Origin of the sequence: Glaciecola punicea ACAM 611 (genome assembly GCF_000252165.1) — a bacterium.
Taxonomy (GTDB): Bacteria; Pseudomonadota; Gammaproteobacteria; order Enterobacterales; family Alteromonadaceae; genus Glaciecola; species Glaciecola punicea.
This window is the reverse complement of sequence record NZ_BAET01000007.1, coordinates 158,889-177,113: the sequence shown is the minus strand read 5'-3', so window position 1 is coordinate 177,113 and position 18,225 is coordinate 158,889. Positions and strand designations below refer to the sequence as shown.

Annotated in this window: 8 protein-coding genes; 1 reads left to right on the top strand and 7 read right to left on the bottom strand. The window is 42.7% G+C overall.

Going from position 1 to position 18,225, the window contains the following annotated elements; translation table 11 throughout:
• Positions 1–58: 58 nt before the first annotated feature.
• The 6 genes from GPUN_RS03190 to GPUN_RS03165 form a co-directional block, all read right to left on the bottom strand.
• Positions 59–2,407 (bottom strand): zinc-dependent metalloprotease, encoded by a 2,349-nt coding sequence (locus GPUN_RS03190; protein ID WP_081483895.1) that lies wholly within the window; start codon positions 2,405–2,407, stop codon positions 59–61.
• Positions 2,408–2,606: 199 nt separating this feature from the next.
• Positions 2,607–4,748: an exodeoxyribonuclease V subunit alpha gene (gene recD / locus GPUN_RS03185; protein ID WP_006003348.1), complete on the bottom strand. Its 2,142-nt coding sequence runs from the start codon at positions 4,746–4,748 to the stop codon at positions 2,607–2,609.
• Positions 4,745–8,605, bottom strand: coding sequence for an exodeoxyribonuclease V subunit beta (gene recB, locus GPUN_RS03180; protein WP_006003347.1), 3,861 nt, complete (start codon positions 8,603–8,605; stop codon positions 4,745–4,747). The genes recD and recB overlap by 4 nt, the downstream gene beginning before the upstream one ends.
• On the bottom strand, positions 8,602–12,246 hold the full coding sequence (gene recC / locus GPUN_RS03175) for an exodeoxyribonuclease V subunit gamma (protein WP_158309257.1): 3,645 nt from the start codon (positions 12,244–12,246) through the stop codon (positions 8,602–8,604). The genes recB and recC overlap by 4 nt, the downstream gene beginning before the upstream one ends.
• Before the next feature lie 129 nt (positions 12,247–12,375).
• On the bottom strand, positions 12,376–14,046 hold the full coding sequence (locus GPUN_RS03170; protein ID WP_006003345.1) for an AMP-binding protein: 1,671 nt from the start codon (positions 14,044–14,046) through the stop codon (positions 12,376–12,378).
• 265 nt (positions 14,047–14,311) lie between these two features.
• Positions 14,312–15,604 (bottom strand): ribonuclease J, encoded by a 1,293-nt coding sequence (locus GPUN_RS03165; protein WP_006003343.1) that lies wholly within the window; start codon positions 15,602–15,604, stop codon positions 14,312–14,314.
• A gap of 852 nt (positions 15,605–16,456) precedes the next feature.
• Between GPUN_RS03165 and GPUN_RS03160 the strand changes: the two genes are divergently transcribed.
• The gene (locus GPUN_RS03160) at positions 16,457–17,011 is read left to right on the top strand and encodes a YceB family lipoprotein (protein WP_006003333.1); all 555 of its coding nucleotides are present in this window, start codon (positions 16,457–16,459) and stop codon (positions 17,009–17,011) included.
• Here GPUN_RS03160 and GPUN_RS03155 read toward each other — a convergent pair.
• Entirely contained in the window at positions 16,995–18,194 is a 1,200-nt protein-coding gene (locus GPUN_RS03155; RefSeq protein ID WP_006003332.1) for a M1 family aminopeptidase, read from the bottom strand. The genes GPUN_RS03160 and GPUN_RS03155 overlap by 17 nt on opposite strands.
• Positions 18,195–18,225 lie beyond the last annotated feature (31 nt).

The window sequence follows — 18,225 nt, the reverse complement described above, 5'->3', positions numbered from 1 at the left end:
AAATTAATACGGCAAGATTAGATCTTACCGTATTAACATTTATGTTGTTGACCGACAACTAAATGGGCGATCCCGGCGGCATAGGCTTTAGCACAACGGCCATAGGCCATTTGTCGTGCTGCCAATAATGCTCAACATGCTTAAGCAGAACTCTATTGGCTAGCTTATCGTCGTATTTCTTCAGCCATTTTTGATAATCGATTAATACGTTCTGCATTTCTAGCTTGGCATCAGGGCTTAGTTCATCATTAGCTAGTGCATCAAAAAATACCGACAGCGCCACCATTTTAATGCGCTGGCTTAATCTATCTGGGTCGTTATTTTTAATCAGCCGGTTAAATACCAAGGTGCTTACTTTGGTTACCGAGGGAATATCTGTGTACATTGCATGCTGAAAACCGAGTCTGTTTAGCCGTTCAGCCTGAAGTAATATAGCAAGCGTGTGCGCACTAATTGACTCTGCTGCCGTTATGGGATCAAAAGCAATGCCCATTCTTGAAGGCATACTCTCTCGGGTTCGTTGACTGCCGTAGGCTTTGGGCGGAATTTGCGCTATTAAGTCCTGTGGCAGGCGCAAATAATCGGCTGTGGCGCTTTGTATTATAAGACCTAAAGCACGTTCCTGCTGCTTTCCATCCACAAAGCTCACATTCGCTGCCTGTTGATCCTGCTTAACCGAATAGCGATAGTTGACCCCCGATATTTGTTTCACCAACGCGTCTAACTGGTATCGATGTGAGTAATACACCGGCACTAACCTTCTTTCTAAATCTGAGTAGTTCCCATTAAACGGTAAATTGTCGCTACCGAATTGATTTAAAGCAAATTCTCGCACTTCGCTTACCCGCTTAAACTCAGCGATTGCATTTTTGCCATTATCCCACAAATGGCCGTTGGCAGAGGCTCTTTTCGAAATACGCGCGTCAGGGTCTGATTTATACAAAAAACCAGTGTCTATGGCATTCTTTACAAGGGCTAATAGGGCTGCAGGTTCTTCCTGTTTGTCGGCAAAATCTTGATAGCCATAGGCAATAACGTATTTGTCCCAATCTCCTATTCCTGATGCGTATGCCGTTGATATATCTATTTTACCGTTTGTTAATTCGATAAGTGGGTGCGGGTAGTCCATTACCGACGCTCTATCGTTTTCACTTGCCGCAAAATTATGCGCAATGCCAAGGGTGTGCCCAACTTCATGCGCCGATAGCTGCTTTATTCGGTCAAGTGCTAGGGTGAGTTCTTTGCTAGTATCATCAAGTTCATTAGCAGACGAAGATGTGTAAGGCGCGGTGAAACCTGTGGCGATTAAGAAGTCTTGTCTTACGCGCAAACTGCCTAAGGTTACATGACCTTTAATAATTTCACCTGTACGCGGATCAATGACTGAACTACCGTAAGACCAGCCACGTGTGGCGCGGTGTACCCATTGAATTACGTTATAGTTAACATCCATAGGGTCGGCGCCATCGGGCAATACTTTAACTTGAAATGCGTTGATATAGCCGGCTGCCTCAAACGCTTCATTCCACCACATGGCGCCTTCTTTTAACGCGCTCAAGACGGGCTCTGGAATGCCAGGGTCTAGGTAATAAATGATGGGTTCTACCGCCTCGCTCCGTGCAGCGCGGGGGTCTTTTTTCGCTAATCGATGACGAGGAATGAAGGCCTGCTCCATGTCAGCTTCAATGGGCACGGAATAGTCCATGAAACTATGTTTCCAATAGCCTGAAAAGGGATGAAACTGTCGCGTTTGATAATTATCGTCTGGTAAAGCGATGAAAGAATGATGTAAGTGCACCGATACACTTTTTGGATCGGGCGTCACATCTTTAATAAACTGACCTTTTGGTGAGCCGCCAAAGGTGACTAATGCTTCTAATTCGATGTTGTTGGTGAACGCTTTAGTGCGCGGTAAGTATATGCCCGAACGAGCTGTATCTAGGCTATAAGCGCCCTGTCCTATGCGCTCGAGGCGATCTACAATACCATGGATATCAGATAGCAAAAACGCGGTATAGTTAATCGATACGGTGGTGGGTGTTTCATTGACTATTTCAAAGCCTGCGATGACTGAACTGGCGAAGGCTTCGTCAATACTTTTACGCTCAGCGACGTTGTCAGTCACCGCACGATAGTCTGTGTTTAGCTGATTCAACAGCAGCTTATTGCCGAAGCGCTCAAATTTAACCAAGCGGGTATCGCCAAGCTGTCCGCGATCTAGGCCAATATCATTTGAACCAATCCCTTGGGGTAAGCTACTTTGAAAAATGTAGGTGTTACTTAGCTGCTGTTTGTCCAAACGCAAAAATACTGAGTCTGTTGCTGGCTCATGCATTATATCTATCATGCCGCTGAGAATTTGTTTATTCGCTATAAAGTCTTTGGGCTTATCAGGCACATTAGACATTACGTTAAGCGCAAAAACAGTTAGACCAACTAATATTATTATCTGTATGAAACGCGTCAAAATTAACTCCTGTTATTCTATTAAATTGAATTGTTCGGTTATGTTCATCTCTTTTAACAATATTATACTGGCCGCACGCACACCAGTCATTTATTCGCCTAAGCAGGGCTTATAACACTTCACTGCTAAGTTAACAGTGCTATTCCTGCTGGCCGAAACACGCAAGCGCTGCACTTAAGCTAGCGTCAAGACCGCTAATTCTATCTGCGCTTGTGCTTATTGTTTGCCTGAATGTTTGTATACTGGTGAATATTCTGACGCTCTTTTGAGCGCGTGTAACCCCTGTATACAGCAATTGCTTATTTAAAAAGTCGCTGTCGGATGGCGGCAGTATGATATCGACATTCTCAAACTCTGATCCTTGGGTTTTATGGATAGTCATTGCAAAATTTGTGTCAAATGCGGGTAAATTGTAGACCGGATATGCCACTAAGTGCTTATCTACCGTAAAATAAGCCACAAGTTCTTTATCGCTATTTTCCCACATAATGCCAATATCGCCGTTGAACAATGATAATTGATAGTCATTTTGTAAAATCATAATGGGCTTACATTTGTAGAGCTGGTTTGGCTTAATCCAATTAAAATGCTTACTTAACGCAAGCTCAATGAGCTGATTCAAAGATGCAGTACCTAGGTAAGACTTTCGAAATGGCGTCAATAAAGCGTACTTTTTTAACGCTAGGAAAGCCTCATCAGGCGAATTAGCCTTAAATAAGTTGAATAAATGAGGCAGTATATGATCTGCGATTACCTTATCGACCGCATATTTTAGGCTATTGCTTTGCTCGGTGTTAGCTGACATTAACGGGAGTATTTGAACCTGCCCTCTGCTTTGCTCAAAAGTAACAACAGAATTAAGTAAAGCGCTAGGCATAGTCCTACTTGCATATTGTTCTACCTGCGCAATGTTTAAAGCGTGGGCTGCATCACCTGCCAAAATAGCGTTTGCAAAGCTATCTACAATTTGATGGCTTCGCCGGGTGCCAACAAGCTTATTAACAACGCCTCTGCCTGCTTTATGATTAGTCACCAAATGCTGCTGTGCAAAATCTTCAGCAAGCCTTAATGCTGGGTAAATATTGCAAAGTGACTGCCAATGCTGCACAGGCATGTGAGCAAAAGGATGCGCCACCAAATCGGCTAACAAACAGCCTGTTTCAACAGACGGTAACTGATTAGGATCGCCCACTAATATTAGCTGAGTGCCTGGGGACAAACTATCAATAAGTTTGTGCATAAGGCTAATATCTATCATTGATGTTTCGTCAACAATGATAAGTTTAACAGGCAAAGGCCGCTGCGCGGAGTAGGCACTTTGGCCCGTAATAGGCTTTGTTTTCAGCAAGCGATTAAGAGTTTTTGGCTGCAGTTGACTGAACGATTGACAAATATCGGCAAGCTGAGGCACTAAAGTTAGCTTCGCCAGTTCTTCCGTTAAGGACTGCGCCATTCTATTCGCCGCTTTTCCGGTAGGTGCCACCATTTCTATTGCATGAATGGGCACTGAATTGACAATACTAATGAGTATCGCTAAACGCGTAATGGTGTAGGTTTTACCGGTGCCTGCGCCGCCTGTAATAATTGACAGTGGCAAGGCGAGTGAGTTTAGCACCGCCAGCTGCTGTAAATCAGGAATGTTATTGGACACCACAGGCGTAGCAAACAGCAAGCCCATCGTTTCACTTACCAGCATCTGCTGAGATATAAGTCGACCGTGTTGTTTATCTATCGTTGCTTGTTGCACGCTAGCGGCTATATAGCGGCAAAGAGTATGTTCATAATGCCAATAGCGCTTACTGTATAAGCGACTTTTTTCCAGTACTAGGTACGAGTTCGGGCGTAAACCTTGCGTAAACAGCGCTAGCATGTTGTGTAGTTCATCAATGCCAGAAAACTGAAACCCTCTAACGAATGACTCTGGTGCACCAGCTACCGCACCTTGCGCATCTTGGCGTTCGTGGGCATTTGAGCCGCTTTGAACATCAATGTCATTAGCCTCTATTTCAGTGTCAGGGCTAGCAGCTTGCCACATATGCACATTGGCTAAGGTAGACAAGTAGATGCATACGCTGCCGCGGCGTTGATATTGCGACAGCGCTAGCAGAACGTGAAATACTTCTTGGTACTGCGTGGGGCTAAGCGATGAACCTATTTGCTGTTGGCTAAGCAATATTTGCCGTGCAAAAAAGAAATCAATGGCTTCAATAGTCGCCAGCGCATTCATGCAGTCACGACTATCTGCATAAGGAACATATTTAACCTCCGAGAAAATACTCATAGCGCGCTTTCTTTGTTGCTAGCAATGCGATGATGCATGCTGGTATTTTTTGTCTCAAACAAATCGTCTAATGCTTGCAGCATACCCTGCTCAATTTTAGTAAAAAAGATACCGTTGGCGCTTGTACTTTCTGATGTTTTTAGGGGCAAGCTAAGCGGCCCCCGCATACCCCGAAGATACAAGTAAGTCACGCCACCAAAATGTTCTTCATAGCGATACTGCCCCAAAAACGTTTTCAAATAACGGTGCAGAGCAACACTATAAATTAGATATTGAACATCGTAATTATGCAGCAATAAATCCTGTGCGACTGCACTTGGCTGATAATACTGCGCATCGTTTCCTAAATAATTAGATTTATAGTCAGCAACGTAGTATTGACCTTCATGTTCAAATATCAAATCGATATAGCCGTGCATTGCCCCCTCAACCATATCGCTGGTGAGGCTCAGTAATGGACAATTAGTTAAATTATATTGCGCGCATATTTGCTGCCTGTAAGTATTAATGAGCTGCGACATAGCGCCTAAATTAAGCCCCTCTATCGGAAAATAAAACTCAGCTTCTTTTAGGGTTTCAGCCGATGATAAATCTTGTAAACAAACATTATTGCATGCCAAATTACTTAATAAAGGCGTTGTTAAAACAGTGTCAAACCACTGACTGAGCTGCGCTTGATCAATTGCGTGTTGATCAAGCGCGTATGTATTTAGACTGCTTAATGCTGTGCTAATATTAGGGTTTTTAAAGTCAATTGTTTCTAACACGTCATGAAGAAATGTACCGGCGTTAACGCCTTTGGGAAAGGTAAAGCAATAAGCACTTTGTACGTCGTTATGGTGGGCGCCAGAAAATCCTGCTTCATAGTAACCTTCTTCATCTCGCTCAAACACTAGATCAGGAGACTCGTTAGCATTAGCAAGGCCTAAACTTGGTGGTTTAGCCTTAGGTAAATAATTGTCTTGCCTGGCGTAGCTGTCGAGCTTACGTAATATTTTGCTAAATGAAGTAACATGCCAACTTCGGTTTATATGTTGCGTAAACGACAATAAACTGGTCCTGGGTAAATCCTCAGCGGGAATATCGTTTCGTATTGGTAGAAGTTTATCAGCCATGCCCACAAATATATTATCGCTTATATCAGATAAATTTTGTTTAATATTATTGAGCATTGTGCCGCCGCTATCCTCATCTTCACTGTCTTTATCTATCGGAATGTTTAGCGCTCGGCTAAGTGCGCTGCTATTGCAGCTAATCGAGCTAAACACGCCCAAGTAGCATCGTAATATTGGCCTCGTTAGCGACACGTATAACACTCGCATATCTTCGGCTAAAGACTCGCTGATAACAGCCTCTTTGGCCGCATTACTAAGCCCTAACTCGTTCACGCTATTATTATTAAGGTAATATTGGGCAATATGCTTAGACATTTTCGTGTTCACGTAATTAGCGTAAGGTAGAAAAACTATTGGGTACTCTAAGCCTTTAGATTTGTGTTGCGTTACAATCTTTATGAGCTTCTGATCGCTTTCTAATCGCAGTTCATTCGCCTCCATTTGTTCTGGATTAGTAATTTGCTGATGTAGCCAGTAAATCAGCTGCAAAGGAGAACTTGCCTTTACGGAGGCTTTGGCCAGCAGTTCGCTTATATGCAGATAATTTGTAAGCTGTCTTTGTGCTTCTAATGTGGGTAGTGACGACTGCTGTATGAGCGTTTGTAATAAAGCGTGAACCCCTTTTTGCTGCCACAGCAAAGCATAGTGGCTTATGCTATTAAATGCTTGTTCCCACTTAGGGTGATTATCAAGTAGCAGTAAGTCTTGCACGGTACTCGTTCTGCTTGTGTCAAAAAGCACAAGGCCGGTAGTTAAGGCTCTGCGCATATTATCTCTGCTAGGATGGTGTACTGCTTGGAGTAGCCACAGCACATGCAGTGCCTGTTGCGATTCAAACAGGGCTGATCGCTCGCCTAAAAACACGCTCGCTAAACCCTGCGCAGAAAGTACTTTTTTAACCATTGCAACTTGCTTATGACTGCGCACTAATATGGCAATGTCTTCACTTTTGACTAAACGTGCTTGGCCGCCTTGTTCAATATGCACGTCGCTTAACAGGCGTTTTATTTCATTAGCGCACCAGTACATTATTTCGTCTATCTGTATATCTTTTGAAGTGTCTACTTTTACGTTTCGTTTGCTGCTGGGGCTAAGCATTCGCGATGCATTTGCACAGACAAACGTAAACGCAGCGCTAGCTTGAGTGGGATCGTTGTCAATTAAACTGCGTTTCCCAGGCAGCGCTTTGAAAGGCGCACTTATAATTGGGTAGCTAATATTCTCGTCAAACAGGCTCACTGCGTCCTTTTGCAGCGGCGCACCGTGAAAAATACGGTTATAACTGGTGATAACGGGCTCACTTGAGCGATAGTTAATATCCATCCCCCAGGCTTTATCTGCCATGTCTTTTGCACGCATATAAGTGTGAATATCACCGCCTCTAAAAGAGTAAATAGCCTGTTTCGGGTCGCCAATCATTAAGAGCAAACGTGCATCATTATGCTGTGGATACAGATGTTCCAATATGGCATATTGGTGCTTATCGGTATCTTGAAATTCATCCACTAAGGCGGCCGGATACTCCTGCTGTAGGCTTTCAATAAGCGCTTCTCCACCGCAGTTCATAGCGTGTGCAACACCCTGAATTTGGTCGTCAAAACCTATGACACTAAATGTTTGTTTATGCTGCTCTATTTTTTTATTTATCTTACTCACAAGCGCATAAATCACTGCATAAAAAGGAACCGCATTAATACTATCTTTGAGTGATTTTTTGTCAGCGGCCAACACACCCACACGTTTTATATCCTCGAGTAGCGCATTAGCGTTGGCTAATAATGGCTGTGTTGTTTGCATGCCTTCATTAACGTAGTTTTTAATTCTAGCGGCACTGAATAAATTTTTAAACGCGTTGTTAATTAAGGTTTGGTCGGCTTCTTTGACAGCGTCTTTTGTCGCGCCTTCAATGCCTAGCCAAGCATTAATAAAAGCAACACTTTGTTTATTATTAATCAGCATTGTTGACCCTAACCAGCTTAGCACCTCGTCAATTAAGGGATCAGTATTTTTAGGGGTGCTCGATTTAGTACCTTGATAAAAGAATGAGCGCTGCGCGTTAATATCTGCAATTAATTGCGCTCGCAGCACTCCATGTTTCTGCCAAAGCTTATTAAATTGTAGAACTTGCTTCGTTTTTAACTCCTGCTCACTTTGCACCGTCAGCGTTTCAGTCTTGCCTATCACCTTGCTGAAATTTTTCATAAATATACTAGGATCGTGCAGATTTTCATTTTGCAGCAATAGATATTTATCCGGCTTAGTTCGCAGGGCTCTAATAGCGTCGCTCACATACGCACGTTGTATTTTATAAAAATCGGTGACTAAATCGGCGTTTTGAGGCAGTGACATACTTAGGCCAAAACGGCCAATAATACGCTGGCAAAATCCGTTGATGGTATAGATAGACGCTAAATCAATTTCTAGCTGGGCTATTTTTAATAAGCGCAGTGTTTCATCGGCTCCCACAGTGACTTGCAGCGCGGATGAGCATTCACAGGGATTGCTCTCAAAATCGTTTATGAGGGTGTCAATAAAAGTCGCAATGCGGGCCTTAATTTCCTCGGTAGCGGCTTCGGTGAAGGTCATCACCAAAATTTGCTGTACCGATAGTTTCTTTTCAACCAGAAGCCGAACATATATGCGAGTAATATTATGGGTTTTGCCCGTACCTGCACTGGCCTCAATCATATGCCGACCGATAAGTGGAATGGTAAGCGGATTTAAAATATCACTGGTATTCATATATCACCCTTAGTAAACGCATTTTCTTGATTACATAAAACACGCATATCTGGTGCACTTATATCCACGTTTATAGGCTTAAGATTATGCTGTTCTATGTTACCGAAGCAGTCAAAATATGCTTGCACATTGTTTGCTTCAAAGGCGGGAACTTCTCCTAACAGAAAATCAAAGTACGTCCTTGGAAATAAATCGGGGCCATTTTCATTTGGCTGATTGGACGTTTCCCATTTAGCCATTAAGGCTTTAGAGGCCAGCGCTTGATCAAGCGATGCATGCTTCATTACGTCGTCTGCAAGTGATAAGTCGATTAAAATAGGGCGTTGACAACCCTGCTCAAAAACAGACAATATTTTTTGTAGTGTAGAGGCTGGATCCGCTTCTTGCGCTAGTAATAACAGGCAAATATTGACTTGCTTTTGCGCTGGCGTATGCGCAACGTAATTCTTTTTAGCGGGCGGCTCTACATAATGAATATGCACGCCAAACGCTGGCAGCACTTCCTTGGATTCATTCTTATGGTGAGCGCTTGGCGCGTCTGTCATATCCTCCGCATTTTGTGAAATATTACTCACAGCGCTCAACCACTCGTCCGGGCGTCTAGTTTTTTCAAACTGCTGAAATTCTTCATCTGTTTGTATATGGATCATCAGCACTAAGTACTGAATGAAAGGCTCAATAAAGTGACGCAAGCTGGGGGCTTTGGGATTCAGCTTTAGCAAGATAATGCCTGATGCTAAGTCGTAGGGAAAATCGTATTCTAGCGTAATATGCCCAAGCACTAACTGACCTTTAGCGCGCCTGCGGTGCTGTGTATTAGCAATGCTTAACTCAAGCGCTAAGGTGTCTTCGAAAGCATGATTTAGCGCTTCTTCCAAACCCAATAAAAACGGCAATTTACCCGACTGCAGCCAGCTCTTTTTAAGCTTATCCCATGCATCGTTAAGTAATTCGCTTTTTATATTATTGATGTTGGGATTACTAGCGTGAGCAGCGTTTGCATCATTAGGCTTGGCTAAAACGCTTTCAACGACGAAGTCCTTAGCAAGCTGAGACTTTTTATACTGCTTAAATAGCTGCGCGACCTCTGCCCGCAGCGCATACTGAGAAAGACTATCTATTGCGTAAACAGGCGCATAATCTCGGGCGCTCGGTTCGTCTAAATATACCCCTAACACTTGCTTTGCATAATAAGTCAATGTGCTTTTAACAAATTTAGTAACTTCTTGAATATTGATCGTTCTTAAGTCAAGTTTAGTGTGCTCTTGAGCAGCTTTACTCAATGATATATTGTCGCCTATGTGACCCTTAATTAATGACTTTTGCACATCTTGTAAACAAGTAAACCAGCGCGCATCGAAGCTGCCGCTATAGCCAAGTCTAGGCTGAAAACTGTCAACACTAAAAGGATGTAAGGCGTGTTCAACGACTTGAATTGAAGCATGTGAATAATGCTCATGGCAGTAGTCAAGCAGCATTTTAACGACCAAGGATGGTTCTCGCACACTGTTGTTTTTAATGTGTCGATATTGAAAGCTTAAATGTAAATACTGTCTTGCCGACACCAGCGATTCTAAAAATAAGTAGCGATCATCACCTCGGCGTGAGCGATCGCCCCGCCGAGCTGGACTTGCCTGCATCAAATCAATTTCAACAGGCGTGTCTTGGCGCGGGAATTCGCTTTGATTTAAGCCTAAGATAGCAATCACTTTAAAAGGGATACTGCGCATAGGCAGCATAGAGCAAAAGGTAATATTGCCTGAATAAAATTGCGACCTTACCTCAGGAATGCTCAAAATACTGCTTAAAGCTTCATGTAAAATAGGCAGTTCTATAGGGTCTTCAAAGTTGGCGACAATCGCATTCTTTTCAAGACTGTATATCGCGTCTACCAATAGCTTTCGCGCAAAGCTGTCGCTTTCACCTGCTATTAAATGATCGTTTATTACACTTAATAAAACGTGTGTCCACTGTGCTATGTTTTGACTTACTTTAAGACGCTGCGACACGCTTTCAAGTGACTCTAAGGCTTGCAAAAACTTACCCAGCACTACGGTCGTATTTCCTTCTACATAATTCACCACACAGTAGCCATCAACCAAAGTGTCGTTAACAGCATTTATCATGCCTATCAATAGTCTGGACAACCCCCAGTGCCAAGTGTGCATCTCATCAAACACCGGCTCGCCAATTTGCTCCGAAAGATGCGCTGAATCTTTACCCCAATCTATTGCGGCATCTTTTAACCAAATTGCGCAAATATCTATGTCTTGGGGGGTTAATTGGTATTTGTGCGCCAATGCAGGAAGTGAAATTAAATCAACAATACTGGTGGCATCAAAGCGTGTGGTAGGCAGTGCTAAGAGTTGCATAAAAGCCACAATATAAGCCTGTGACTCTATTGGCTGTCGATCACTTATACTCACGGGTAAGTTTTGTGAAGACTGCGACGACTGCGTAAACACCGAGCGAATATACGGCGAATAAACTTCAATACTAGGACACATCACCAAAATATCTTTTGGCTGCAAGTCAGGTATGTGTGTAAACTTTTGCAGCAATACATCCTTTAGTACCTGAAGCTCACGTACTTCACTGTGGCAAGCATGCACCGCAATACTGTTATCGTATTCAAGATCACGCTTTTGGGTGTTGCCAGACAATATATCTTGCTGCAGCTGCAGCAATACACTTGGCACACCTTGCTTTGACGCTTCATTGCTATCAATATCAAAGGCTGCTATTTCTTGATGCTGCATATCCACTAATAAATTATTTAAATCACGGCCTTGTGTGCCTAAATTTCGCAACAGTGGGTGAACAGTATTTTCATCCAAAGAAAGGTCCAAAGCCTGCTTGCGCTGAAACTTTGCTATGGCAATATCTGATTGCGCATCGCCCCAGTAATTCACGCATGGATTAAGCTGAAACAAATGTACATTGGTGTGCTGACTTATTTCATCAAAAAAAGTTAGGTAAATAGGCGAAATACTGTTGATCGAAAAAATATATATGTCGTTTGGCAGCATTGGTTTTCGCTCGGCAAAAGACGCGATAGCTTCAAACTGAAGATTCACTGGGTGTGCTGGCATCCATTTTATTAGCTCAAGCCAGAACCATTTCTGCCATTGCTCAAAAAGCTGATAGCGGGGAGACACAAAGTCCACGTTTTTATTGTCTTCCCATTGCTCAAGCCAGTCGGGTCTAAACACTAAGTACTGCTCAAACAAGTCGGCTAACTGGCGACTAAAACTGAATATTCGTCTTCGCCGGTCAAGCTCGGTGCTGGACTGCTGCCAATATCGACTTAACTCATGATAAAAATCAGCCTGCTTACACTGCGCCGACTGGCAAAGCTGATATATTTTCCAGCTTAGTACCTCGCGCTTATATGGACTCTTTTGCGGAATATTCTCAGCGCCAAGCACGTCACGGCATAGATCCCATATATAGCGCGTGGGCATAGGGCAATCAATATTCATTGATATACTTAAGTAGTCGCACAGCTGCATGTTTAACCAATGCTGCATGCCGGGATTAGGCACCAGCACACTAATAGGGCTGAGAATGTTCCTAGGACGTGTTTTAACGACTTCGGCTAGCAACACTGCCAAATCTTCTAGTCGATTAGAAGGATACAAATAAAGCAAGCAATCCTCACTTATAGGGTATGTAAGCAAACAATAAAGCGCTAATGTTTTACAAAAAAAATAAAAGGGCGTAAAGCCCTTTTAATGATAACAATCTACAGTGTAAAGTTGCGCTAAAACTTAATCAACCCATACAATCTTGTCGCTGTGTTCCCCAACTATCACCGATTTGAACTTTTCTTCAATTATATGTCTTTTTACTTTTAGAGTAGGTGTAAGCAAGTCGTTTTCAATTGACCATTCCTCTTTAAAAATAACGATGCGGTCAAGCCGCGCATGGCTCTCTAAGGTTTCATTAATAGAAGTAAGCATAGCGGTAAGTGTCTGTACTACCGCTTCCTTGGAATGTTTTCTGGCTTCTTCAGAGAGCACTAAAAGTGCAATAGGCTGGGCCAAGCTTGTACCCGTGACGCATACTTGCTCAACAATAGATGTTTCCATTATTTTAGATTCAATCGGCGCAGGCGCAACATACTTGCCTTTTTCTGTCTTGAAGATATCTTTAAGTCTTCCGGTAATATAAATAAAGCCCTCTTCGTCCATTCTACCTTTATCGCCTGTGCGCAAATATTCATCATTAGTAAATACCCCAGAGGTTTTTTCTTGATCCTTGTAGTAGCCAACCATATTACACGGAGATTTTACCTGTATTTCGCCATCTTGAGCAATTCGAATTGTGACGCCCTCGTAGGCAGATCCAATGGCGCCTATCTTATCCACTCTAAAGGGAACACTGCTGGTTCCGTATGCGCAGTTTTCGGTCATACCCCAGCCTTCTGATATATCTATGCCAATTTTATGAAACCATTCAATAGTAGAGGGCGCTAAGGGCGCCGAACCCGATGCCCATAGCCGAGCTGAACCTAGGCCTAGTTCTTCACGTATTTTTTTAGCAACTTTCTTACCGATTAAAGGAATGCTGAGCAGAAATTTTAACTTCTTTTGCGGGATTTTTGCCAGCACGCCCATTTTAAATTTTGTCCACAGCCTAGGTACCGAAATAAACAGGGTAGGTTGACACGATTTTACATCACGCGTAAAGGTGTCAAGTGACTCTACAAAGTGCAGGGTCATGCCGCTGTAGATACTGGCCAGTTCTACTAATACTCGCTCAGTTATGTGTGCAAGGGGCAAATAGCTCATTGCTCTATCTTGATTTGTCACACTCATTGCATGCAAGGAATTTTGCGCCGCCCAACATATAGTTTGATAGGTGTGCACAACACCTTTGGGCTGCCCTGTGCTGCCTGAGGTGTAGATAATGGTCATAATATCGTTCAAATCAGGAATAGGGCTTTTATCCAAGGGCTCAATATCTGTAAATTCGTCCCACGCTACTTTCGTCTCTATACCAGGATAAGGAAAGCTCACCGTGACGAGTTCATCGAAAGTGGCTTCATGCGCGGCTTTATAATTGTCGAGTTTACCCACAAACATCATTGGACACTCAGCGTGCTCCAATACATAGCTAATGGTGTCTTTGCCAGCAGTGGCAAAAATAGGCACAGACACATTTCCTGATAGCATTATGGCGATATCGGTAACGATCCATTCAGCGGTGTTTTTGCCTAAAATAGCAATGCGGGTGCCTTTAGGATAGCGATAGGTGTTGATTCTGGCAGCTAGCCTGCGCGCCTGCTCCATCGTTTGCGCCCAGGTAAATGTTCTTGGGCCCTCAGCACTGGGCTGTGTCATGTAATGGTCGTTTGGTGTTTCAGATTCTCTTTTGTAGAGCATAGCTAATGGCGATACAACCTGAGTCGTTACTGCGGCGTTATTATCTAGCGACATATTTCATCCCAATTAAATTCTTTACATAATTTTTACATGCAATAATGCGGTATTTGTAATATTTAACAACTGTTTTTTATACAAGATTTCATCAATTAAATACGATGAGCCCGAGTTTACAGGTTTTACCTGAGGAAATTACCCCTGCAAGAAATATCAAGAAAAAAGTTGGTGGTCCGATCTGACAGCAATTTGTGTTGATTTTCTGCGCTATTGCCGGTGCTAGTCAAATCGAATTTACGTTAGACTTTGTAACAACACGTTTTTATAAGGCGATTCGGGGCGCGCTTATTTCACCACGCTTTATGGAAAATCGCGGCGCAAGACTATATAAATCCCCATTTAAACCCACCAACTGCTGGTTTATGCCCTGCGCTTTTGCAACCTGCGAACAAGCTAGCAGGTGCTTAGGCTCTCCGTGCACAGGCACAATACAGCTTGGTTTTACCCAATTAAACAACTGGGCTAAATCTCCCTCATTCGGATGCCCGGAAGCATGAATAATATGCTCGCAGTTTGCAGACTCTACTACGTGTATTTCACGCTCTTCAAGCAAAGTGATTAATCTCTTTATGGGTTTTTCATTTCCAGGGATGACAATACTGCTAAAAATAACGGTGTCATCTTTTTCAAGATCGCAGTCTCTGTGATTGTTTAATGCTAGTTTGTATAAGCCTGCACGAGGCTCTCCTTGGCTTCCCGTTGCTACAATGAGCACTTCATGTTTAGGCAGATAGCCGATATGACGACGTGGCGTAATTTTAAACTCTGCGGGCCAAAAGCCTGTGCTTCTGGCAATGCTAACCATGTTTTCAAGCGCGGGGCCTAATAAACACATGTAGCGATTGGTCGCTTGCGCTATTTTTGCTAGCGTAATTAAACGCGCTACATTACTGGCGAAACAGGTTACCACTACCCTGCCTTTTGCTTTGCTAATGACCGTGCCTAAGCCTAATTCACAGTCCTTTTCTGACTTTGAATGTCCGGGCCGGTTAGCGTTTGTTGAATCACACACCATAGCCGTAATATTCCTGCTGGCTAACTGTTTAAACAACTCTTTATTAAAGCCTTCGCCAACCACAGGGCTTGCATCAATTTTCCAATCGCCGGTGTGTAATACGCGCGCTACTGCGGTAGTAATAAGCAGTGCGTTAGCTTCGGGAATAGAATGTGTGGTGGGTATCCATTCAATTGTAAATGGACCAATGTCGAGCACACTGCCTGTTTTTACTACGACTATGGGTAACTCGTAGGGGATCTCTGCGCGGTAAGCTTTACGTCTTAGCACCTCTGCGGTAAAAGCAGTCGTGTAGATTGGACACCTTAGCTGCTCCCATTGGCTTAACACCGCACCAAGGTGGTCTTCGTGCGCATGCGTTAATACAATGCCACATAAACTGTCGCGACGATTTGCAATAAAAGATAAATCGGCAGTCACCATATTATGGCGCATAACCCCTATTTTTTCATCTTGCTCGCGATCCAGCGGCACATTAAAAGTTACCCCGCAATCGATCATTAACCATTGTTTGTTGTGTCCGTAAAGATTGACATTCATGCCAATCTCGCCTGTTCCGCCTAGCGGTACAAACCATAAATCTTTTTCTGTAGGGCTATGTTTCAAAGTAGATACTCAAAGTAAAGCGTTTCAAATGATAAAAGGGCATAAAGGCCATGACGAAGTTAGCAGCACTATCTTATGTGATTAATATAATTGACAACACTCACATGAATACAAGTTTTGTTAGACTGTATTCAAATGCGTATAGACGTCTAATGCGAGAAACTTACCATATTTACGTAGATCCATCTTACTAAGGCCAATTTGGAGGAAAGCTTACTGAACATTCGTAAGGTTATTGGTACTGGTGTGAGCAAAAATAATCACCCAATTTAGATGCGCAATTTCATAGCACAGACTTCGCATAACATCGTAATCTCAGCGTTTAGATGCTCACTAACGCTATAGTTTACGATAGAATGCTCGGTAAACAACGATGCTTTTTTCATATTGAGCCGCTGCCTGATGCGCTAATATAATAGTGAATACTGTCATATATAAGGCTACACGGGCTAATTAACGTGACCTCGCCTAACAGTGCAACCCGTCAATGCTGAACTGATCGCTTTGCGTTGAAAGAGCAAGCGGCGCAATCGTTGCGGCTTCGCATAATGTAATTAGGCACAGTGGTATAAATTGCTCAGCATGCTCGTTTTTTCACTCTTTTTAAGCACCCCCATAGGCCTACTATTTACTTCGCAAATGTGTATTTTTTGCTTCACCACGTCAAGCATTCTTGATAGCGTTAAAATGTAGCCCTAGTAATTAAGTCGCTAGTACTTGTTAATAGTTGGCTGTTAAGATATTTAGCGTCGTAACCATTTTATTATTTACACCAAAAGGACCAATATGAGAATTTTACTCATTCTAAGCGCGCTCATGTTATCAGCCTGCACCAGCACACAAGGTCTGTCAGTTTATTCATTTAGCAATGAAGATATCGAGTCCGTACTCATTAAGCAATTGCCTAAATTGAGCGAAAATGTGAATTTAATGGGCTTACCAGTAAAGTTTGCTCTAAACGATTTGGATGTTGTTATCGGTCCCGGTAATCGCGATGTAGTGTTAATAAGACTCGATACTAGCGCTATAATTGATGCCTTCGCCTTTACCTACCCAGTAGGCCTTAAACTGCAAGTTCAAGGCAGTCCTTTTTATGACAGTCAGAAAAAAGCAATTTTTTTACGCGACGTAAGCTTACTCGACTCAAGCATCGATGCGGGTCGGTTTAGGGGCAACTTAGGTACGCTTAACAACGAGGCAATAAGTATTATCAATGCGTTTTTAGCACAAAACCCTGTGTATACCTTGAATAGCAATGACCCAAAAATAGTATTGCTGAGTAAACTTCCTCTAGATTTAAAAGTGGAAAATGGGGCAATAAACATTATTCCTCGGCTTTAGTCTTTATACGCAATACATTATCTTTAACATCTGTGCCAATAAAACGAACAAAAGGATCCACACCCACATAAGCAGGCTGTGAACCATCATTAAGACTGCCATCAAGGCGTATAACAAGTTCGTTTTCACCGTTTACTAAGCGATGTTTTTGACGGTATAAAACCACCGTTTCGCTGCTAAAGTCGCTGGGGTCATTGGCAAAGACCACAATATCAACCACATCATCAAATACAGCCGGAGTTTCATTGCCTAGGCCGTCAGCAATTACCCTAGCAGCATCTATTTTTAAGTTTACTTGCGAGGTTTCTTTTTCCCACTTTGCGGCAAGTAACTTAATGTTGTAAAGATTTATATCAGAAAACTGCTGATTAATAAAAGCATGCGCCTTAGGATCAGCAACCTCTTTTATAGCACTTAATAAGTCAAGTGTAGTGGCCTTACGTGAGTTTGAATTTTCAAATTTTTCGAGCAGTCCTTTAATCGCTTTATTGAGTTTGTCAAAGCCTATTCTGTCAGCTATTGCCATCATTACAATTGACCCTTTATTGTAATAAATATAGGCTTTATTTTCAGCTCGCATTAGCGGCATTTCTTGTAAATATTCGGTGGATCGTCCTCGTAAATAGTCATCTAATTCGGAGCTAAGAAACTGTCGTAATTTAGTTTCACCATATTTATTCACCATTAATTGTAATGCTGCATATTGGGATAAGGTTTCACTTAGCACCGCGCTACCTTGCACATTTGCGGGTAGCAACTGATGCCCAAACCATTGTTGCGCCACTTCGTTAGCCGAAACATAGCAAACGGGATCTATTTTGTTGGGATCGCGCAGCTGATTTGCTAAGGTAAAGAGCATGCCAAAGCCAAGCAAAACCACTACAATTAAGCTTACTGCGAGCAGTTTAGATAACCAAAAGATAAAGTTATGCACTGGCATGCTGTCGACAATATCGACAATACCCGTATTACGCGCACGCCACTCCACCTCTGCGGTGTAAAAAGTGATCACAATAATAATAGAAAGTGAAAATGCGCCTTGAATAAGCTCAACCATATAATACGTTAACGACCAGTTGCTTGCACCGTACATACCGATAGGGTTTATAAACTCTTTTATAATAATAGCCGATGCAATAATAAGCAGCACAATAAAACCGGGACTCACAAACACCTGCTTCATTTCAAACAACAGCCGTGCCGTAAATTGCGTG